The 18,855-nt window shown below is 60.1% G+C and carries 16 protein-coding genes; 2 read left to right on the top strand and 14 right to left on the bottom strand.

Features of this window, described 5'->3' with window-relative positions; genetic code table 11:
• Positions 1 to 121: 121 nt before the first annotated feature.
• The 8 genes from SNL23_RS28785 to SNL23_RS28750 all read right to left on the bottom strand — a co-directional run bounded on the left by SNL23_RS28785 (position 122) and on the right by SNL23_RS28750 (position 9,805).
• Positions 122 to 451: a GlpM family protein gene (locus SNL23_RS28785; RefSeq protein WP_167663942.1), complete on the bottom strand. Its 330-nt coding sequence runs from the start codon at positions 449 to 451 to the stop codon at positions 122 to 124.
• Between the two features lie 18 nt (positions 452 to 469).
• Complete coding sequence (locus tag SNL23_RS28780; RefSeq protein ID WP_167663505.1) at positions 470 to 1,810, bottom strand: sigma-54-dependent transcriptional regulator; 1,341 nt, start codon at positions 1,808 to 1,810, stop codon at positions 470 to 472.
• On the bottom strand, positions 1,807 to 3,708 hold the full coding sequence (locus SNL23_RS28775; protein ID WP_076015430.1) for a sensor histidine kinase: 1,902 nt from the start codon (positions 3,706 to 3,708) through the stop codon (positions 1,807 to 1,809). The genes SNL23_RS28780 and SNL23_RS28775 overlap by 4 nt, the downstream gene beginning before the upstream one ends.
• 161 nt (positions 3,709 to 3,869) lie before the next feature.
• Positions 3,870 to 4,604, bottom strand: a complete 735-nt coding sequence (locus SNL23_RS28770) for an amino acid ABC transporter ATP-binding protein (protein WP_003208734.1) — start codon at positions 4,602 to 4,604, stop codon at positions 3,870 to 3,872.
• Positions 4,601 to 5,272, bottom strand: a complete 672-nt coding sequence (locus SNL23_RS28765; protein WP_076015429.1) for an amino acid ABC transporter permease — start codon at positions 5,270 to 5,272, stop codon at positions 4,601 to 4,603. The genes SNL23_RS28770 and SNL23_RS28765 overlap by 4 nt, the downstream gene beginning before the upstream one ends.
• Positions 5,272 to 6,018, bottom strand: coding sequence for an amino acid ABC transporter permease (locus tag SNL23_RS28760; protein WP_076015428.1), 747 nt, complete (start codon positions 6,016 to 6,018; stop codon positions 5,272 to 5,274). The genes SNL23_RS28765 and SNL23_RS28760 overlap by 1 nt, the downstream gene beginning before the upstream one ends.
• A gap of 195 nt (positions 6,019 to 6,213) precedes the next feature.
• Positions 6,214 to 7,140 carry a glutamate/aspartate ABC transporter substrate-binding protein gene (locus SNL23_RS28755; RefSeq protein WP_076015427.1) on the bottom strand — a complete coding sequence of 309 codons (927 nt, stop codon included), beginning with the start codon at positions 7,138 to 7,140 and terminating at the stop codon, positions 6,214 to 6,216.
• 340 nt (positions 7,141 to 7,480) lie between these two features.
• A complete protein-coding gene (locus SNL23_RS28750) occupies positions 7,481 to 9,805 on the bottom strand; it encodes a TonB-dependent receptor (protein WP_318304413.1) in 2,325 nt (774 codons plus the stop codon).
• Positions 9,806 to 9,930: 125 nt separating this feature from the next.
• Between SNL23_RS28750 and SNL23_RS28745 the strand changes: the two genes are divergently transcribed.
• A complete protein-coding gene (locus tag SNL23_RS28745; protein ID WP_318304411.1) occupies positions 9,931 to 10,653 on the top strand; it encodes a tetratricopeptide repeat protein in 723 nt (240 codons plus the stop codon).
• 48 nt (positions 10,654 to 10,701) lie between these two features.
• On the opposite strand, the gene glpD is transcribed toward SNL23_RS28745, so the two are convergent.
• From glpD to SNL23_RS28725, 4 genes are all read right to left on the bottom strand, one after another.
• Entirely contained in the window at positions 10,702 to 12,240 is a 1,539-nt protein-coding gene (glpD, locus tag SNL23_RS28740; RefSeq protein ID WP_318304409.1) for a glycerol-3-phosphate dehydrogenase, read from the bottom strand.
• A gap of 173 nt (positions 12,241 to 12,413) precedes the next feature.
• On the bottom strand, positions 12,414 to 13,169 hold the full coding sequence (locus SNL23_RS28735; RefSeq protein ID WP_076015423.1) for a DeoR/GlpR family transcriptional regulator: 756 nt from the start codon (positions 13,167 to 13,169) through the stop codon (positions 12,414 to 12,416).
• A 94-nt stretch (positions 13,170 to 13,263) separates the two neighbouring features.
• On the bottom strand, positions 13,264 to 14,769 hold the full coding sequence (gene glpK, locus SNL23_RS28730; RefSeq protein WP_063027424.1) for a glycerol kinase GlpK: 1,506 nt from the start codon (positions 14,767 to 14,769) through the stop codon (positions 13,264 to 13,266).
• A gap of 81 nt (positions 14,770 to 14,850) precedes the next feature.
• Positions 14,851 to 15,705: an MIP/aquaporin family protein gene (locus SNL23_RS28725; RefSeq protein ID WP_076015422.1), complete on the bottom strand. Its 855-nt coding sequence runs from the start codon at positions 15,703 to 15,705 to the stop codon at positions 14,851 to 14,853.
• A 360-nt stretch (positions 15,706 to 16,065) separates the two neighbouring features.
• On the opposite strand from SNL23_RS28725, the gene ybaK reads away from it, so the two are divergent.
• The gene (gene ybaK / locus SNL23_RS28720) at positions 16,066 to 16,536 is read left to right on the top strand and encodes a Cys-tRNA(Pro) deacylase (protein ID WP_010170166.1); all 471 of its coding nucleotides are present in this window, start codon (positions 16,066 to 16,068) and stop codon (positions 16,534 to 16,536) included.
• 10 nt (positions 16,537 to 16,546) lie between these two features.
• On the opposite strand, the gene SNL23_RS28715 is transcribed toward ybaK, so the two are convergent.
• Together SNL23_RS28715 and argF are read right to left on the bottom strand one after the other, a co-directional pair.
• Positions 16,547 to 17,656 (bottom strand): ABC transporter ATP-binding protein, encoded by a 1,110-nt coding sequence (locus SNL23_RS28715; protein ID WP_318304406.1) that lies wholly within the window; start codon positions 17,654 to 17,656, stop codon positions 16,547 to 16,549.
• The gene (argF, locus tag SNL23_RS28710) at positions 17,653 to 18,573 is read right to left on the bottom strand and encodes an ornithine carbamoyltransferase (protein ID WP_318304404.1); all 921 of its coding nucleotides are present in this window, start codon (positions 18,571 to 18,573) and stop codon (positions 17,653 to 17,655) included. Before argF ends, SNL23_RS28715 begins: the two co-directional genes overlap by 4 nt.
• Positions 18,574 to 18,855: the final 282 nt, after the last annotated feature.

The following is an 18,855-nucleotide window of genomic DNA, read 5'->3' as shown; positions in this document are numbered from 1 at the left end:
TTTTGGTTACTTTTGGGCTCTTTTCAAAAGTGACCCGCTGTAAGAGCGGAACCAATACAAGCCATCACCTAAATAACGGATATACACACCCACCCAGCTCCACATTTTTGATAGGCGTATGTCAGGCGTGCAGGCGAACCCACACGCTGACCAACACCGTAGCCGCCATCAACCACGCCACCGCCGCCACCGCCAGCGAGGCCTCCAGGCGCATTCGGTCAACCATCACATACAACGTCGCCAGGTACACAAAGTACGGAATAATCGACCACATCCCGAACACGATGGTGGTCTTCAAATCCTCCACCGACCGCCCCTTGCCGACGATGTAATGCGCGATCAACGCAAACGTCGGAAACAGCGGCACCAACCCGGCGATGTAGTAATTCCTGGTCTTGGCCAGCGCCGCCAGAATCAGCACCACCCCCGCGCCCAATGCCGCCTTCAACAATAAATCCACAATGCGCTCCTAGTGGCTCAGCCCGTATTTCTTGACCTTGTCGAACAACGTGGTCTTGGCCATCCCCAGTTCCTGGCTGGCCTGGGTCAGGTTGCCGCCGCTGCGCTGCAACGCGTCATTGAGCAGGTTGCGCTCGAACGCTTCCACCGCTTCGGTAAAGGCCAAACCGTGGTTGCCGCTGCTGGCGCCGCTCTTTTTAAACGCCGGCAAACCCAGGGCAAACCGCTCGGCTACGTTGCGCAATTCCCGCACGTTGCCCGGCCAGTCGTGGCTCATCAGGTTGGACAGGGTCTGGTTGTCGAGGTCCGGCGCGGTACGGTCGAAACGCAACGACGACTGCTGCAGGAAGTGTTCGAACAATTGCAGGATATCTTCCCGGCGTTCCCGCAGCGGCGGCAGTTCCAGGGTTACCACGTTGAGGCGGTAATACAGGTCGCTGCGAAACTGGTTGGCGCGGCTCAGGTCGTCGAGGTCGGACTTGGTGGCGGCGATCACCCGGCAATCCACCGCCACGCTCTGGTTCGAGCCCAGGCGTTCCAGGGTGCGTTCCTGCAATACCCGCAGCAGCTTGATCTGCAGGTTCATCGGCATGCTTTCCACTTCGTCGAGGAACAGCGTGCCTTCGTGGGCATGTTCGATCTTGCCGATGCGGCGCTTGCCGGCGCCGGTAAATGCGTTGGCTTCATGGCCGAAGATTTCGCTTTCGAACAGGTTCTCCGGCAGGCCACCGCAGTTCAAGGCAACGAACTGGTGGGAATGACGCCGGCTGAAATCATGCAGGCAACGGGCGACCAGTTCCTTGCCGGTGCCGGTCTCGCCTTCGATCAACACGTTGGCTGAGGTGTCGGCGACGTTGGCGATCAACTCCCGCAGGTTTTGCATGGCGGGGGAGCGGCCGATGATCCGGCCTTCCAGCGAGTCGCGCTCGGCCAGTTGCCGACGCAGCGACCAGACTTCCCTGGCCAGCCCGCGTTGCTCCAGGGCGCGACGGGCAACGTCCACCAAGCGCTCGGGGGAGAAGGGTTTTTCCATGAAGTCATAGGCGCCATTGCGCATCGCGCCCACGGCCATGGAGATGTCTCCGTGGCCGGTGATCAGCACCACCGGCAGGCTTTTATCCAGGGCCTTGAGGCGGGTCAGCAGTTCCAGGCCGTCGATGCCCGGCAGGCGAATATCGCTGATGACGATGCCGGCGAAGTTTTCGCCAACCCGGGTCAGGGCTTCCTCGGCACTGCCCACGCCCACGCTGGGAATGTCTTCCAGGGCCAGGGCTTGCTGGCAGCCGAGCAATACATGGGGGTCGTCTTCGACGATCAGGACGGTCAGGTCGGTGTTTTTTTCTGCGTTCATTTCGACTCGACTTGTTGAGGGCTCGCCAGCGGCAAACTCAGGACAAAGGCAGTACCACCGCTGGCCGGGTGCTCGACGGCGAGGTTGCCGCCGGTGGCGGCCGCGAGGCTGGCCGACAGCGTCAGGCCCAGGCCCAGGCCTTGTTCGCCGGGTTTGGTAGTAAAGAACGGTTCGAACAAATGCTTGCGGGTCTCGGGATCAATCCCGTGGCCGTTGTCGCGTACCCGCAGGCGGTATTTGCCGTCGACGATGTCGCCTTCCAGCCACAGTTCGGGGGCCGGTTGCGCTTGCATTGCGTCCAGGGCGTTGCCGATCAGGTTGACCAGGATCTGCTCCAGGCGCGTCTGGTCGATCTGCAATTGCGCGCTGGTGAAGTGACGGTGAACCGTTAGCGGCAAGGTTTCCAGGCGGCTGCCGAGGATCTGGAACGTGGCGTCCACCGCCTTGCCCAGATTGGCCTCGCCCTGGTCATCACCGCGCCGGGCGAAGGAGCGCAGGCTGGCGGTGATGCGGCCCATGCGGTCGATCAGTTCGTTGATGGTCTTGAGGTTGGCACTGGCGGTGTCCAGCGCCCCACGCTCCAGGAAGCGTACGGTGTTGCCCGACAGCGTGCGCAAGGCGGCCAGTGGCTGGTTCAATTCGTGGGCGATGCTGGTGGACATCTGGCCGATGGCGGCAAGTTTGCCGGCCTGCACCAGTTCGTCCTGGGCCCGGCGCAAGGTTTCCTCGGCCTGGCGCCGCTCGCGAATCTGGCTCTTGAGCCGTTCGTTGCTGGCCCGCAGGTCGGTGGTGCGTTCGGCAATCCGTCGCTCCAGCTGATTGTTGGCTTCCTGCAGGGCTTCCCGGGCGGCGAGGCGGGTGGCGATCACCTTGCGGCGCTCGTTCCAGGCGATCAACAGGAACGCCACCAACGCGAAGGCCACGGCCACCAGGATGCCCTGGTTGATGGCGGCCTGGCGCAGGTCGTTCAGCGGGGTGAGCAGGGTGAAGTTCCATGGGGTGTCGTTCAACGGGCGGGTCTGGGCCAGGTAGCTGACCTCATGCTCGTCGGCCACCACTTCGCTGTTGGCCGGGAAGGTTAATTTCTCGGTGCCTTCATTGAGACGCTCACGGGCCAGTGGTTCAAGCTCGTTGAGCGTCGCCCAGTAATATTGCAGGCTGTGGGCGAGGCGGTCCTTGGTGTCATCGCTCAGTGGTCGCACGGACTTGAGGCGACGGGCCGGGTCGCTGGAGAGAATGATGATGCCATTCTCGTCACTGACAAAGGCCTCCAGGCGCGCCCGCTGCCAGCGCTCTTCCAGCGCTTCCAGGCGGACCTTGACCACGGCGACGCCGATGATCTTGCCGTGTTCTTCCAGGCCATGGGCCAGGTAATAGCCGGGTTCGCCGTTGGTGCTGCCGATGCCGTAGAAACGGCCGGGCTGGCCGCGCACGGCATTCTGGAAATAGGCACGGAAGGACAGGTCTTCACCCTGGTAACTGTCGGCGTCGCGCCAGTTACTGGTCGCCAGCACACGGCCGGTGGTATCCATCACGTAAATCGCCCGGCTGCGACTGCGCCGGTTCAGGCCTTCGAGGTAGTCGTTGACGGTTTTGCGGGTTTCCTGATTCGGGTCGGCCAATAACCTGGAGACGCTGGATTCCAGCTCCAGGAGACTGGGCAGGTAGGTGTATTTGCTGAGTTCGCTCTCGACGGTGCGGGCGTGCAATTCCAGCTGGCGTTCGCCGGTATCGCTGAGGGTGCGGATCCCATAGAACTCACTGATCCAGAAGCCGACGTAACCCAGTCCGATCATCAGCGCGATGATCAGCGGCGGCAGGAACAATTGGCGAATCAGACGAGGCTTCACGGCAAGTGATGGCGGCGCGGCGCGAAAGAGGTTGGGGTCGCATTTCATCACAGATGCCTTGGGTCAGCTATCGCTCACTTGCCAACTGTAGGAGCGAGCTTGCTCGTGAAAAACTCAAGGGCACCGCGCTCATCCAGGATGATCGCGTTATCGTTGACGTCTTTCGCGAGCAAGCTCGCTCCTCCAGAAGAGCAGCGAGCTGCGGCTTTTTAGTGCTGCAGGATTTTCTCAAGGAAGTGCTGCGCGCGCTCGGAGCGGGCGCTGATGTCGCCGAAGAATTCCTCTTTCGGGCAGTCTTCGATGATCTTGCCGGCGTCCATGAAGATCACCCGGTCGGCGACCTTGCGGGCGAAACCCATTTCGTGGGTCACGCACATCATGGTCATGCCTTCCTGGGCCAACTGCACCATCACGTCGAGTACTTCGTTGACCATTTCCGGGTCGAGGGCCGAGGTTGGTTCGTCGAACAGCATGACGATCGGGTCCATCGCCAGCGCACGGGCAATCGCCACACGCTGTTGCTGGCCGCCGGAAAGCTGGCCCGGGTGCTTGTGGGCGTGAGCCGACAGACCGACGCGCTCCAGCAGTTGCAGGCCCTTCTTGGTGGCTTCTTCCTTGCTGCGACCCAATACCTTGATCTGCGCGATGGTCAGGTTTTCGGTGATGGTCAGGTGTGGAAACAGCTCGAAGTGCTGGAACACCATGCCGACGCGCGAGCGCAGTTTTGGCAGGTTGGTCTTCGGGTCGGCGATGGAGGTGCCGTCCACGACCACGTCGCCTTTCTGGAACGGTTCCAGGGCGTTGACGCACTTGATCAGGGTGGATTTGCCGGAGCCGGACGGCCCGCACACCACGATCACTTCGCCTTTTTTAACCTCGGTGCTGCAATCGGTCAGCACCTGGAAGTCGCCATACCACTTGTTGATATTCTTGATAGAGATCATACGGCAAACCTTTTTTGCAGACGCTTGACCAGCAGCGAGGCGGAAAAGCTGATGATGAAGTAGACGACACCGGCGAAGATCAGGAACTCATTGGAGCGGCCGATGATGTCGCCGTTGGAGCGGGCGGAGTTGAGGAAGTCCACCAGGCCCACGGTGTAGACCAGCGAGGTGTCCTGGAACAGGATGATCGACTGTTGCAGCAGCAACGGGGTCATCTTGCGGAACGCCTGGGGCAGGATGATCAGGCGCATGGTCTGGCCGTAGGTCATGCCCATGGCCTGCGCGGCGGCCATCTGGCCCTTGGGGATCGACTGCACGCCGGCCCGCACGATTTCGCAGAAGTACGCCGCCTCGAACATCATGAAGGCCACGACGCAGGAGGTGAACGCACCGATCGGGGTGTCTTCGCCGGTGATCCAGCGCAGCACGAACGGCACCGCCAGGTAGAACCAGGTGATCACCAACAGCAGCGGGATCGAGCGGAAGTAGTTCACGTAGGCGCCGGCCAGGCGCGACATCAGCTTGTTGGACGACAAGCGCATCAGCGCCAGGATGGTGCCGATGATGATGCCACCGACCACGCCCATGACCATCAACTGCAAGGTCATGACCATGCCGTTCCACAGGCCCGGGATGGCGGGGATGATGCCACTGAAATCGAATTCCATTATTTACCCCCCACGGAGATCAGGCCGGGCACGGCAACTTTCTTCTCGACCACGCGCATCAGCAGCATCAGGCTCATGTTCAGGGTGAAGTAAATCAGCGTGGCCAGGGTGAAGGCCTCAAACAGGTTGGCCGAGAACTCGGCGGTCTGTTTGGTTTGCGCCAGCAGTTCCATCAAGCCGATCAGGGACGCCACGGAGGAGTTCTTGAAGACGTTGAGGAATTCCGAGGTAAGCGGCGGAATGATGATCCGGTAGGCCTGGGGCAGCAGCACGTTCCAGTAGATCTGTGGCAGCTTGAAGCCCATGGCGCGTGCGGCGGATTCCTGGCCGCGTGGCAACGCCTGGATGCCGGTGCGCACTTGTTCGCACACACGTGCGGCAGTGAACAGGCCCAGGCAAACGACAACACTCAGGTAAGCCGAAGTGGTCGGGTTGAGGTCTTGTTTGTACCAGTCCTGCAGGTTCTGCGGCAGCATGTCAGGTATGAGGAAGTACCAGATAAACAGCTGAACCAGCAGCGGCACGTTACGAAACAGTTCCACGTAGCAGGTCGCAATGCCCGATACGATGCGGTTTGGCACGGTGCGCATGACGCCGAGTACGGAGCCCAGCAGCAAGGCGATAATCCAGGCCACGATGGCGATGGCGATGGTCCAGCCCAGTCCGGAGATGTACCAGTCGAGATAAGTCTCGCTGCCAACGCCGGTGGACTTGAAGAATACGCCCCAGTCCCAGTTGTAGTTCATTAGGGTCTCCCCTCGAGATCGATCGATGTACAAGCACCCGCTTGGGGAAGATCCTTTCCCGCCCGACGGTGAACGCCAGGCACACACGATCGGCTCGGAAACCGCCAGGTCGAGTGTTCCAAAATTAAAGCCAGCAGGTAGTAACAGACGCCTGAGGGAGGGTTGGCTCCCTCAGGAGATAAGCTTAGTCAGGTATCAGATTTTTACGTCAGGCGCTGGTTTGTCGCTTGGGTTTGCGATCAGCTCCTTCACCTTTTCGCTCATCGGGAAGTTCAGGTTCAGGCCTTTTGGTGGGATCGGGCTTTCGAACCACTTGCTGTAGATCTTGTTGATTTCGCCGGATTTGAACAGGGCAACGATGGCGTCATCGACAGCCTTCTTGAAGGCCGGGTCGTCTTTACGAACCATGCAGGCGTAGGCTTCGAAGGACTGCGGAGTACCGGTGATGACCCAGTCATCCGGCTTCTTGGCCTTGGCTTCTTCACCTGCCAGCAGGGCGTCGTCCATCATGAAGGCTACGGCGCGGCCGCTTTCCAGCATCTGGAAGGATTCGCCGTGGTCTTTGGCGGAGATGACGTTCATGCCCATCTGCTTGTCGGCGTTCATCGCTTTGATGATGCGCTCGGACGTGGTGCCAGCGGTGGTCACGACGTTCTTGCCTTTCAGGTCAGCGAAATCGCTATAGGACGGCTTGCCATCCTTGTCTTTCTTGACCAGCAAACGGGTGCCGATTTCGAAGATGTTGACGGTGAAGTCGACTTGCTGGGCGCGTTCGGCGTTGTTGGTGGTGGAGCCGCACTCGAGGTCCGCGGTGCCGTTCTGGATCAACGGGATACGGGTTTGCGAGGTGACCAGGTTGTACTTGGCCTTCAGATCGGGTTTGTTCAGGTCTTTTTTCAGTTGCTCGACGACGGCCAACTGAATGTCGTGGGAGTAGCCCACTGGCTTGCCCGAACCATCCGCGATATAGGAAAACGGAATGGAGCTGTCGCGGTGAGCGAGAGTGATCGTGCCGGAGTCGTTGATTTTCTTCAGTGTGCCGGTGAGTTCGGCGGCGAAAACTGGAGTGCTGATCAGAGCAGCAGCGATAGCTGCGCCCAAAATATGGGGAACGATACGCATCAATACTTCCTCGACATTTGTTTTTTTTATGAGACCGGTTGGTACGGCCACGTTTTTATATAAACAGTACTGCGAATGCCCATGACGGCTCCTGAGGCGCCTCAGGCAATCGCCTACGAGTGTAGAGCATGAGTCGTGCCATACCAGTGGTAAAAGGATAAGACCATGATTTATATAGAGATTAACTTTGTGTGACGAACGTTTGTCGCAAGGTTGATCCGGCAAACCGAATAGGCTGGGGTATAGCGTTCGGAAATCCGAATGCCTGGATACGTTTATATCGCCCATGAAAAAGCCCCGGGGCCGTGGCTCTGCGGGGCGTCTTAGTGTGGATTTTTCGTCAGAACGTGTAGTCGGCCGAGACAACCGCTGCGCGACCATCGCCGGGTACCGCCCAACCGTTGTTACGGATGCGGGTGAGGTAGTCCTTGTCGAACAGGTTGTTGACGTTCAGTTGCAGGTTCAGCTGTTTGTTGACCTTGTAGCCGAGCATCGCTCGCTGCACCGCGTAGCCAGGCGAAGTCGGTGCTCCTGCGGCGCTGGCCAGGTACTGCTTGGTTTGCGCCGTGATGCCATAGCCCACCTGGAAGTCGTGGGGCAGGTCGTACACCGTCCAGAGGCTGGCCGCATGTTTGGGGGTGAAGGTCAGCGGCTCACCTTTCTGCACGTCGAGGCCGGTGGTCGCCAGGGTGTAATCGCTGGCGCTGCGCAGCACGCGGGTGTTCAGGTAGGTGTAGTTGGCGAAGACCTTCCAGCGGTCAGTAAGCTGGCCGCTCAAGCCCAGGGCCACACCATCGGCACGCGCCTTGCCGTCGAGGGTTTGCGTGCCGCTGAGGTTGCTCGGGTCGTTATCGGCGACTTTGTAGTTGGTGCGGTCATTGCGGAAGATCGCGCCCGTCAGCGACAGGGCATTGTCGAGCAGGTCCCACTTGGTGCCGATCTCATAGCTGACGGCGGTTTCAGGGTCTACGTTGCAGTTGTTGGTGGCCACGCTGGAGCTTTTGGCCGGGGTGTAGCAACTCCCATTGACGCTGGCTTGGGAAGGCGTCTTGCTGTTGCCGTAGGCGATATAGAAGCTGCCGTTTTCCGCCGGTTTGTAGACCAGGGCCAGGCGATAGGACGTCAGGTCATCCGCTTGGCCGTAGCGCACGCCGGGCGTTTCCACTCCGCTGGTGGAATAGGCGTTGGTCACCGAACTGCCCGCGTTGTGCTCGTAGCGCAGGCCGCCATTGATTTCCCATTGAGGGTTGAGTTTGAGCGTGTCGAAGGCATAGGCGGCGCGGTTGTTCAGCGCGCCATCGACGTGGGCCGCCCGGGTGAAATTGACCGGGCCGGTCCATTCGGAGTTCGGATCGCTGTAGCTGACCGGTGGCGGCACTATCGTGCTGCCGTTGCTGTTAGTCAGCCACTTTCCGGTATCCGCCTCGTATTCCTCGCGGCTGATGGCGATACCGGTCACCAGCGTGTGGTCGATGAAACCGGTACTGAAGTGGCTGGTGACGTCGGTCTGGTTAGTGAACATTTTGTTCTGGGTGTTGCGCTCGTTACCCAGTGAGCCACCGCTTGGCTGGAAATAACCCGGCTTGAGGCCCGCGGCGCAAGGCGCGCCCGTGATCTGGGCGCCGCTGGCGAGGCAGCCGGCCTGCGCACCTTCGGGGCCCGAGGCGCGCAGGTCCTGGCGAACGCGCTCGACGCGGGTGAAGTTACGCACGGACACCGCGTCGTTGAAATCATGCTCAAGCTTCAGGCTGAACGCGTCCGAGGTGGTTTGTTGCTCATTGATGTTGTGGTAACCGTAGAAATCGCTCCAGCCCACGCCTGGCATCGGTTTGCCGTTGTAGATCGGAATCCCGTATTGCGGCGTGTTGTTGTCTTTCTGATGCTCGTAACTGACCGTGACGCGCGTCGGAGTGCCCAGGCCAAACGCGATAGAGGGTGCGATGCCCCAGCGTTCGTAATCTTCATAATCGCGCCCCGGCACATCGTTACCATGGGCCATCAGGTTCAGGCGGAACGCCGTGGTGTCGTTGAGCATCTGATTGGTGTCGAGGGTGGTGCGCTTGTAGTTATCGGTGCCGATGCCTGCACTGATAGTGGTTTTGTCGCGCAACTCTGGCTGTTTACTCACCAGATTGATGGTGCCGCCGACCGCACCTGAACCGGAATACACCGAACTCGCGCCGCTGACGACTTCGACCTGTTCGAGGTTGAAGGGGTCGGTGCGGCTGTATTGCGCGCTGTCGCGCACACCGTCCACGTAGATGTCGCCGCTGGCGGAAAACCCGCGCAGGTTGATGCTGTCGCCATACCCACTGCCGCCCTCACCGGCACCGAAGGTGATGCCTGGCACGGTGCTCAGCACATCGCGCAAGGTCAGCAGGTTTTGGTCATGGATGACTTCCTTGGGCACCACCGTGATGGTCTGCGGCGTGTCGCGCAATGGCTCGGTGTACTTGGGGGAAGAAGGAGCCACAGGGTTGTAGACGCTCTGGCTTGGGGCCTGACCTTCGATGCTGGTCGCGCCGAGTTGGATGACCCCTGTGTTGTCTTCTGGTGCGGGCTCCGCCGCGTAACTGAATCCTCCTTGCGCAGCCACTGCCAGGCCCACTGCCGACGCGAGCAAATGCCGCGATGAGAGGGGGGCAGAACTGATGCCGGTAGCCATTGAGTAATCTCTTGTTAGTGTTAGTGAGATGCGATCGTAATTGATAAGCGATCTCAAATGTAATACTTTGTAACCAAATAAATCATGAAACTTTTTGCGGTCCTTGATCGCTACTCGGGGCAGGAATGCAGAGCGCACAGCCAGGCAGCGAGCCGTCCGACATCGGTGATAACCCGCGCGCCTATGTGCGGTGGGTGATGCATGCCGCTCAACTGGGTGATGCCGACGCACAGGCGACGTTGGCCCAGCTGCTGCTTGACGGCCGGGGCGTGAAAAAAGATCAGGCCCTGGGGTTGAGCTGGTTTCGCATCGCCGCACGGCAGCGCCACCCCATGGCGATCAACATGATCGGGCGCTGCCTGGAGAATGGCTGGGGCTGCGAGATTGACTTGGCTGATGCCGCGCAGCATTACCGCAAGGCTGCCGATCTGGGATTGGATTGGGGTTTGTATAACTACGGCCAATTACTGACCCGCGGCCGTGGTGTGGCGCATGACCTTACTGCCGCGTATGAGCTGTTCCGCCTGGCTGCGGCCAAGGGACACGCCAAATCGATGAACCTGTTGGGGCGGTTCCACCATGAAGGCGTGGTGGTGCCCAAGGATGTTCAACTGGCGCGCCAGTGGTATCAGCGCTCAGCCGAGGCCGGGGATTTCCGCGGGCAATACAACCATGCTGCGGAGCTGGCTCACGACGGCGACGAAGTGCAGGCCTGCCTATGGTTGGAGCGGGCCCTCGCGACGGCCACGCCGGGCTTTTTGCAGGCGGCTTATCCCGTGTTGCTGGGCTCAGCCTTCAGCGGGATTCGTGAAATTGGCCTGCGCTATCAGCGTCATCTGCAGGCATGAAAAAGCCCCTGGACCTTTCGGTGCAGGGGCTTTTTTACGTCGGGTCGATCAGGCTGCTTCGATCTTGCCGCGATTGTGCTCGACCTTGGACAGGTAGCGCTGCACCTTTTCCTGTTCTTCCGGCGTGGTGAACAGGCCCAGCTTGCTGCGGCGCCACAGGATGTCCTGGGGCTGTGTGGCCCATTCTTCAGCGCACAGGTAGTCGACTTCGCGGGTGTAAAGGCCGCCACCGAGGTGGTCGCCCATGTCTGCCAGCGACTGCACGCCTTCCAGCAGGCGCCAGGTGCGGCTGCCATAAGTGGTGGACCAGCGACGGGCAATCTCGCTCGGCACCCAGTCGTACTTGCTGCGAATCGCATCGGCCAGGGCTTCTGGCGTGCTCATGTTTTCGCCGCCGGGCAGGGTGGCCGTGGCCGTCCAGCTTGGGCGCATCTGCGTGAAGTACGGCGCCAGTTGCGCCATCGCCGATTCGGCCAGCTTGCGGTAGGTGGTCAGCTTCCCGCCGAACACCGACAGCAACGGCGCCTCGCCCGAGGTGCCGGACAGCGCCAGGGTGTAGTCGCGGGTCACGGCCGACGGGTTGTCGGATTCGTCATTGCACAGCGGGCGCACGCCGGAATAGGTGTGCACGATGTCATCGCGGCTCAGCTGTTTCTTGAAGTGCGCGTTGACCACGTTGAGCATGTAGTCGGTTTCACCTTCGGTAATCGCCACTTTCGCCGGGTCGCCGGTGTATTCGCGGTCGGTGGTGCCGATGATGGTCAGGTGATTCAAATACGGAATGGTGAAGACGATGCGCTGGTCTTCGTTCTGCAGGATGTGCGCGTGGGCGCCTTCATACAGCTTCGGCACGATCAGGTGGCTGCCCTGGATCAGGCGAATGCCGTACGGCGAATCCAGCTTCAAGTCATCCTTGATGAACTTGGCGACCCACGGGCCGGCTGCGTTCACCAATGCCCGTGCGCGGATCGAGAACAGGCTACCGTCGGCGCGTTCCATGTTCATTTCCCACAGGCCTTTGCTGCGGTGCGCGCTGACGCAACGGGTCTGGGTGTGAATATGCGCACCCTTTTCCCGCGCAGTCATGGCGTTGAGTACTACAAGGCGGGCGTCATCGACCCAGCAATCGGAGTATTCGAAACCTTTGGTGATTTCGCTTTTCAGCGGGCTGTCGGGGCCGAACTTGAGGCTCTTGGAGCCTTCGAGTTTTTCCCGCTTGCCCAGGTGGTCATACAGGAACAGGCCGGCACGAATCATCCACGCCGGGCGCAGGTGCGGGCGGTGTGGCAACACAAAGCGCATCTGCTTGACGATGTGCGGGGCCTTGGCCAACAGCACTTCACGTTCAGCCAGGGCTTCGCGCACCAGGCGGAATTCGTAATGTTCGAGGTAACGCAGGCCGCCGTGGATCAGCTTGCTGCTGGCGGAGGAGGTGTGGCTGGCCAGGTCGTCCTTTTCGCAAAGGAATACCGACAAACCGCGACCGGCTGCGTCTGCTGCAATCCCGACGCCATTGATCCCGCCACCGATAACGGCGACGTCATAGACTTCGGCAAGCGGTGGGGCAGGCAAGGTAGAAGGGTTCATCGGCTGGCCTCGCAATCTTTTTCGTATTGGAATTCGAACATAAATGTTCATTTGCGAAAATGGTAGCTCATAAACGCGGGCACAGCCAGTCCGCTTCGATTGAAAATACTGATCGAAGGGCGAAGAAAGGAAAATTTGTGAACATCAGGGGGCAGGACACCCCCTGTTTTGGGTTACACGACTTCCAGCCGAATCTTGTGCTGATTCAACAGTTGCACCAGCGCCGGGACTGGCTGCTGATCGGTGACCAGGCAATCAATCAAACTGATGGGTCCCAGGCGAATCATGGCGTTACGCCCGAATTTGCTGGAGTCCGCCGCCAGGATCACCTTGCGCGCATTGGCAATGATCGCCTGGGAAACCCGCACTTCCTGGTAATCGAAGTCCAACAGGCTGCCGTCTTCATCGATACCGCTGATGCCCACCAAGGCAAAATCGACCTTGAACTGGTTGATAAAGTCGACGCTGGCCTGGCCCACCACGCCGCCGTCTCGGCGCACGTTGCCGCCGGTCAGGAGTACGTCGAAGTCGTCTTTGGCACTCAGCATCATGGCGACGTTGAGGTTATTGGTGATGATTTTCAGATGGCTGTGGTTAAGCAGCGCGCGGGCAATCGATTCGGTGGTGGTACCGATGTTGATAAACAGCGAGGCGTGATCGGGGATTTGCGCGGCGATGGCTTCGGCGATGCGCTGTTTCTCGTCGCGCATCTGGTCGGCCCGCATGGCGTAGGCGGTGTTTTCAACGCTGGAGTCATAGGCTGCGCCGCCGTGGTAGCGGCGCAACAGATTGGCTTCCGCCAGTTGATTGATATCACGGCGGATGGTTTGCGGGGTGACAACGAAGAGCTGCGCCATTTCCTCGATACTCACATAGCCGCGTTCGCGAACCAGTTCGAGGATTTGTTGCTGGCGGGGAGGCAGATTCATGGTGCGTCCTTTGGGCTGCCGTAAAAAGTGGCCCATGATGACGCAGGAATCTGCTCCCTGCCAGTTACAACCCTAAGTGGGTCCGGCGCTTGGCTTATTCGGCGCCTTCGTGGGGTTCCCAGTCGCGGGTGCGGCTGACCGCTTTCTGCCAGCCGGCGTAGAGTTTCTCCTTCGCCGCTTCTTCCAGTTGCGGTTCGAATTGGCGCTCGATCACGGCCTTGCCACGCAATTCGTCCAGGCTGCCCCAAAAGCCGCACGCCAGGCCAGCCAGGTAGGCGGCGCCCAACGCGGTGGTTTCGCGCATTTGCGGGCGTTCAACCTGGGTGCCGAGGATGTCGGCCTGGAATTGCATCAGGAAGTTGTTGGCGACTGCGCCACCGTCTACCCGCAGGGATTTGAGGCGTTCGCCGGAATCCTGCTGCATCGCGTCGAGTACGTCGCGGGTCTGGTAGGCAATCGACTCCAGGGCGGCACGAATGATGTGGTCCACGCGTACGCCGCGGGTCAGGCCGAACAGCGCGCCACGGGCATACGGGTCCCAGTAGGGAGCGCCCAGGCCGGTGAAGGCCGGTACCAGGTACACGCCGTTGCTGTCCTTGACCTTGCCGGCGAAGTATTCGGTGTCGGTGGCATCGGCGATGATCTTCAGCTCGTCACGCAGCCATTGCACGGTGGAACCGCCGTTGAACACGGCGCCTTCCAGGGCGTAGGCCACTTCGCCACGGGGGCCGCACGCGATGGTGGTGAGCATGCCGTGCTTGGATTTCACCGCTTTGTCGCCGGTGTTCATCAGCAGGAAGCAGCCGGTGCCGTAGGTGTTTTTCGCCTGGCCCGGTTCTACACACATTTGGCCAAACAGCGCCGCCTGCTGGTCACCGGCGATACCGCCGATGGCGATGCCGCTTTTGGTGCGACCGTAGATTTCCGAGGAGGACTTCACTTCCGGCAGCATTTCGCGCGGCACGTCGAGAATCTCCAGCATCTTCGAATCCCACTCCAGCGTGTGGATGTTGAAGAGCATGGTGCGCGAGGCGTTGGTGTAGTCGGTGACGTGGGTCTTGCCGCCGGTAAATTTCCAGATCAGCCAGCTGTCGATGGTGCCGAACAGCAGCTCGCCGTTACGCGCACGTTCGCGGCTGCCTTCGACGTTGTCGAGGATCCACTTGAGCTTGGTGCCGGAGAAGTACGGGTCGGTGACCAGGCCGGTGGTGTCGTTGATGTATTGTTCGTGGCCGTCGCGCTTGAGCTGCTGGCAGATCTCGGTGCTGCGGCGGCATTGCCACACGATGGCGTTATAGATCGGGCGGCCGGTGATTTTGTCCCAGACCACGGTGGTTTCACGCTGGTTGGTGATACCGATGGCGGCGACCTGGTCGTGGTGCAGGCCGGCTTGTGCCAGGGCCTCGACCATCACCGCGCTCTGGGTGGCGAAAATTTCCATCGGGTCATGTTCGACCCAGCCGGCTTGCGGGTAATGCTGTGTGAATTCACGCTGGGCGGTGCAGACCACGTTGGCGTCACGGTCAAAGATGATCGCCCGGGAACTGGTGGTGCCCTGATCGAGGGCAATGATGTAGTTCTTATTCTGAATGTCGGTCATGTCGATTGCCTTGGACGGAGAATAGGGGAGTCAAGTAAACAGACTGGGCCGCAAAAGGGCAGTGCGGCCCAGGCTATCGCATCAGGAAGTACGGGTTTTGCCGCTGGCGGCCGCTTCGGTTGCATCAGTTGTAGCAGGTGCGGCGCTGGGCAGGTGGCGGGCAATCAGCCCGCGATACGCGGCAGCACCGAGGCAGGCACCGACAATCGGTGCAAAAATCGGAATCAGGAAGTAAGGAATGTCGCGCCCGCCGGTGAAGGCCATTTCACCCCAACCGGCGAAAAAGGTCATCAGCTTGGGACCGAAGTCACGGGCCGGGTTCATCGCAAAGCCGGTCAGCGGGCCCATGGCACTGCCGATCACGGCGATCAGCAAACCAATCAGCAGCGGTGCCAACGGGCCACGGGGCAGGCCGTTGTTGTCGTCGGTCAGGGCCATGATCACGCCCATCAGGATCGCGGTAATGACCATTTCCACCAGGAACGCCTGGGCCGTGCCCAGCAGCGGATGCGGGTAGGTGGAGAACACCGAGGCCAATTCCAGGCTGGCCTGGGTGCCGCGAATCATATGGTGGGTTTGTTCGTAATCGAAAAACAGGTTGCTGTAGAGCGTGTAAACCAACGCAGCCGAGCAGAAGGCGCCGGCGACTTGGGCGATGATGTAGAACGGCAGTTTGCGCTTGTCGAAATCGGCAAAAATGCACAGGGCGATACTGACCGCCGGATTGAGGTGAGCCCCGGAAATACCGGCGCTCAGGTAGATCGCCATGCTGACGCCGATCCCCCAGATGATACTGATTTCCCACAAGCCAAAGCTGGCACCCGCGACCTTGAGCGCAGCAACACATCCGGTACCGAAGAAGATCAGCAACGCAGTGCCCAGGAACTCGGCCATGCATTGACTTGAGAGTGAAGGCTGTTGAAGAGCAGTTGTCATGGAAAACCTCTGTTTTTGTTGTTGTCTGGCGTTTTGCCGCAACGGGCAATCGGCGATTTTCACCGTGGCGAGGATCCCCATCCTCTTCGCGGCTTACTGCTGTGAATCCGCAGGTCTATTCCTACAGTATTCGTAAACGAAAAAATATAGACAAGAATGACGGCTGTCAAAGGTCGAAAGTGAACGATTGGTCATTTTGTAATTATTGGTGCGGTGAATGATCGTGGCGTGAGCGCCGGGAGTTGCAGAAAAGGAGTGCGCGAGGTCGTGGCAGAGGGCTTGGGACTAGAGCCTTTTGCCACGTGTTGGCCTAGAATTGGCTGTCTGCTTTTTCACCGTTTTGCCAAGCCTGGAGCCCGCATGACGCCCGCATTGGACCTGTTGAAAAAAGTTCGCGCCGAACATCGAATCCACAGTTACGAACATGACCCCAAGGCGGCGTCCTATGGTCTGGAGGCCGCAGAGAAATTGGGGCTTGATCCGGCGCAGGTGTTCAAGACCCTGCTGGCCAGCAGTGAAAAAGCTGAACTGCTGGTGGCCGTTGTGCCGGTCGTCGGAAGTTTGGATTTAAAAGCCTTGGCGCAGGCTGCGGGGGTGAAAAAAGTCGAGATGGCGGACCCGGCTGCGGCGCAACGGGCCACCGGTTACCTGCTGGGCGGCATCAGCCCGTTGGGACAGAAGAAGCGCCTGCGCACCTTTGTCGATGTGACGGCACAGTCGTTTCCGACAATTTTTATCAGTGCGGGAAGAAGGGGGCTTGAGGTGGAGTTGGCAGCAGCGGTGCTGGCCGAGCACACCCAGGCCAAGTTCGCGGAAATTGGCCGGGCGTGATGCTCTGAGGTCAGGTGGCGGTGCTGTAGCGGCGAACGCCTGACTCGACGTGGGGAATGTGCGCCGCTGTGCTGCCTGATGCCTGGAACAACACCAGGTGTTCTGCTGCCACGCGAATGCCCACATCGGCACCGACCAGATGATCGGCGTGGCTGGGGAAAATCGATTCCAGCTGCGCACCCGTAGGCAACTGCAAGCGATACAGGGTCGAAGCTCCGAGGAATGTCTTGCCAACAATCCGCGCTGTTAGGGCGCTGTCCGGTGCATAAACGATGTCGTCCGGGCGCAGTAATACATCCACCGCACCCCCGGTGGGCCAGGTGTAGGCACGATTACCGCGCAACTCGCCCAGTTCGGTGGTGACCGATTCCGGCGTGTTCAACTGCCCGCGAATGAAGTAACCCTGGCCAATGAAGCTGGCGACAAAGGGTGTCAGCGGTTCGTGATAGAGATTGTAGGGCGTATCCCACTGCTCCAGGCGACCTTCCTTGAACACGCCGACATGGTCACTCACTGCGAAGGCTTCCTCCTGGTCGTGGGTCACCAGAATCGCACTGGTGCCTCGGGCCTTGAGGATGTCGCGGACCTCATGGCTGAGCTTGCGCCGCAGTTCGCCATCGAGGTTGGAGAAGGGTTCGTCCAACAGCAGCAGTTGCGGTTCCGGCGCCAACGCGCGGGCCAGGGCGACGCGCTGTTGCTGGCCGCCGGAAAGCTCATGGGGGAAGCGCTTGCCGAGGTTTTTCAGGTTCACCAGTTCCAGCAATTCAGCGACCACCCGCTCTTTTTGCGGGTGCTTGCGAATGCCGAAGGCGATGTTGTCGGCCACGCTGAGGTGTGGAAACAGCGCGTAGTCCTGGAACACCATGCCGATCCGACGTTTCTCCGGGGCCAGTGTGAAACCGGCGCTGGAGATGACTTCGCCCGCCAGGCTGATCTCGCCTTCGTGCAGCGGCTCAAACCCGGCAATCGCTCGCAGGGTGGTGGTCTTGCCGCAGCCCGAGGAACCCAGCAAGCAACCGATGTCACCGGCGTTGAGGTGCAGGTTGAGGTTCTGCACCACCCGTTGATCCTGATAACCGCATGCCAGATTGCGTAGGTTCAGCAGTAATGGCTGGCTCATGCAGGGCGATACGCCGGCGCAACCAGAAATTCGAGCAGGGCTTTTTGCGCGTGCAAGCGGTTTTCTGCCTGGGCCCAGGCCACTGAACGTTGATCATCCAGCAGGTCGAGGCTGATTTCTTCGCCACGGTGGGCGGGCAGGCAGTGCATGAACAGCACGTCCGGCGCGGCCAGGTCGAGCAGGGCGCGGTTTACCTGGAATGGAGCGAACAGCTTGAGGCGCTTGGCGGTTTCCTCTTCCTGGCCCATGGAGGTCCAGACGTCAGTGCTCACCAGGTGCGCGCCGATGACCGCGTCACGCGGGTCGCGAACGATCGTCACGCGGTCGCCGGCCCGGGCCAGGAACTTAGCGTCCGGCTCATAGCCTTCAGGGCAGGCAACGCGCAATTGGAAGTCGAACTGGATCGCCGCTTCTATATAGCTGTTGCACATGTTGTTGCCGTCGCCGATCCAGGCCACGGTCTTGCCCTGGATCGAACCGCGCTGTTCGAGGAAGGTTTGCATGTCGGCCAGCAGTTGGCACGGGTGCAGGTCATCGGACAGGCCGTTGATCACGGGCACGCGGGAGTTGGCGGCAAATTCGGTCAGGGTGCTGTGGGCGAAGGTACGGATCATCACCGCATCCAGCATGCTCGACATCACGATCGCGCAATCGCTGATTGGTTCGCCACGGCCCAGTTGGGTATCCCGAGGCGAAAGGAAGATGGCCTGGCCGCCGAGCTGGATCATGCCTGCTTCGAAAGATACGCGGGTGCGGGTGGACGACTTCTCGAAAATCATCCCGAGCACGCGGTTTTTCAAAGGCTCGAACAGTACGCCGCGGTTACGCAGGTCTTTAAGCTCAATGCCTCGACGGAGCACGCTGACAAGCTCTTCGGGCGTGCAATCCATCAGGGAGAGAAAGTGCCTTGCGCTCATCATTAACTACCTTTTTGCAACAGACCGCAGATACTCAAAGCCTTGTTTATTTTGAAAACGGGCGAGACCTGCGGCGAAAGCCGCACGGGGCGACGAAATAGGGGAAGGCGCGATCTTATAATTAAATGTCGCGTCTTACCAATAGGGCTACAGTTTTTAGGGGAGTTCAAGGACGCGGGGAGGGCGCTTTTGAAGCCTGTTTCCTGACAGCAGCGGGTCATTTGTACACTGGCGCTGCGCCACATTGCAATGCGCGAAGGCGGGCGCGGGCCGGGCTGCGTC

It is taken from the genome of Pseudomonas sp. SED1 (genome assembly GCF_034044025.1).
Classification (GTDB): domain Bacteria; phylum Pseudomonadota; class Gammaproteobacteria; order Pseudomonadales; family Pseudomonadaceae; genus Aquipseudomonas.
Note: the sequence above shows the minus strand (reverse complement) of the source record. Positions and strands in the feature narration are given on the sequence as shown.

What these genes read in the sequence shown, in the direction of transcription:
- SNL23_RS28780 (WP_167663505.1), bottom strand. Translation starts at nt 1,810, where the DNA reads ATGAACGCAGAAAAAAACACCGACCTGACCGTCCTGATCGTCGAAGAC.
- glpK (WP_063027424.1), bottom strand. Translation starts at nt 14,769, where the DNA reads ATGACCGACATTCAGAATAAGAACTACATCATTGCCCTCGATCAGGGC.
- argF (WP_318304404.1), bottom strand. Translation starts at nt 18,573, where the DNA reads ATGAGCGCAAGGCACTTTCTCTCCCTGATGGATTGCACGCCCGAAGAG.
- SNL23_RS28725 (WP_076015422.1), bottom strand. Translation starts at nt 15,705, where the DNA reads ATGACAACTGCTCTTCAACAGCCTTCACTCTCAAGTCAATGCATGGCC.
- SNL23_RS28745 (WP_318304411.1), top strand. Translation starts at nt 9,931, where the DNA reads ATGCAGAGCGCACAGCCAGGCAGCGAGCCGTCCGACATCGGTGATAAC.
- SNL23_RS28755 (WP_076015427.1), bottom strand. Translation starts at nt 7,140, where the DNA reads ATGCGTATCGTTCCCCATATTTTGGGCGCAGCTATCGCTGCTGCTCTG.
- glpD (WP_318304409.1), bottom strand. Translation starts at nt 12,240, where the DNA reads ATGAACCCTTCTACCTTGCCTGCCCCACCGCTTGCCGAAGTCTATGAC.
- SNL23_RS28760 (WP_076015428.1), bottom strand. Translation starts at nt 6,018, where the DNA reads ATGAACTACAACTGGGACTGGGGCGTATTCTTCAAGTCCACCGGCGTT.
- SNL23_RS28770 (WP_003208734.1), bottom strand. Translation starts at nt 4,604, where the DNA reads ATGATCTCTATCAAGAATATCAACAAGTGGTATGGCGACTTCCAGGTG.
- SNL23_RS28750 (WP_318304413.1), bottom strand. Translation starts at nt 9,805, where the DNA reads ATGGCTACCGGCATCAGTTCTGCCCCCCTCTCATCGCGGCATTTGCTC.
- SNL23_RS28775 (WP_076015430.1), bottom strand. Translation starts at nt 3,708, where the DNA reads ATGAAATGCGACCCCAACCTCTTTCGCGCCGCGCCGCCATCACTTGCC.
- SNL23_RS28765 (WP_076015429.1), bottom strand. Translation starts at nt 5,272, where the DNA reads ATGGAATTCGATTTCAGTGGCATCATCCCCGCCATCCCGGGCCTGTGG.
- ybaK (WP_010170166.1), top strand. Translation starts at nt 16,066, where the DNA reads ATGACGCCCGCATTGGACCTGTTGAAAAAAGTTCGCGCCGAACATCGA.
- SNL23_RS28735 (WP_076015423.1), bottom strand. Translation starts at nt 13,169, where the DNA reads ATGAATCTGCCTCCCCGCCAGCAACAAATCCTCGAACTGGTTCGCGAA.
- SNL23_RS28715 (WP_318304406.1), bottom strand. Translation starts at nt 17,656, where the DNA reads ATGAGCCAGCCATTACTGCTGAACCTACGCAATCTGGCATGCGGTTAT.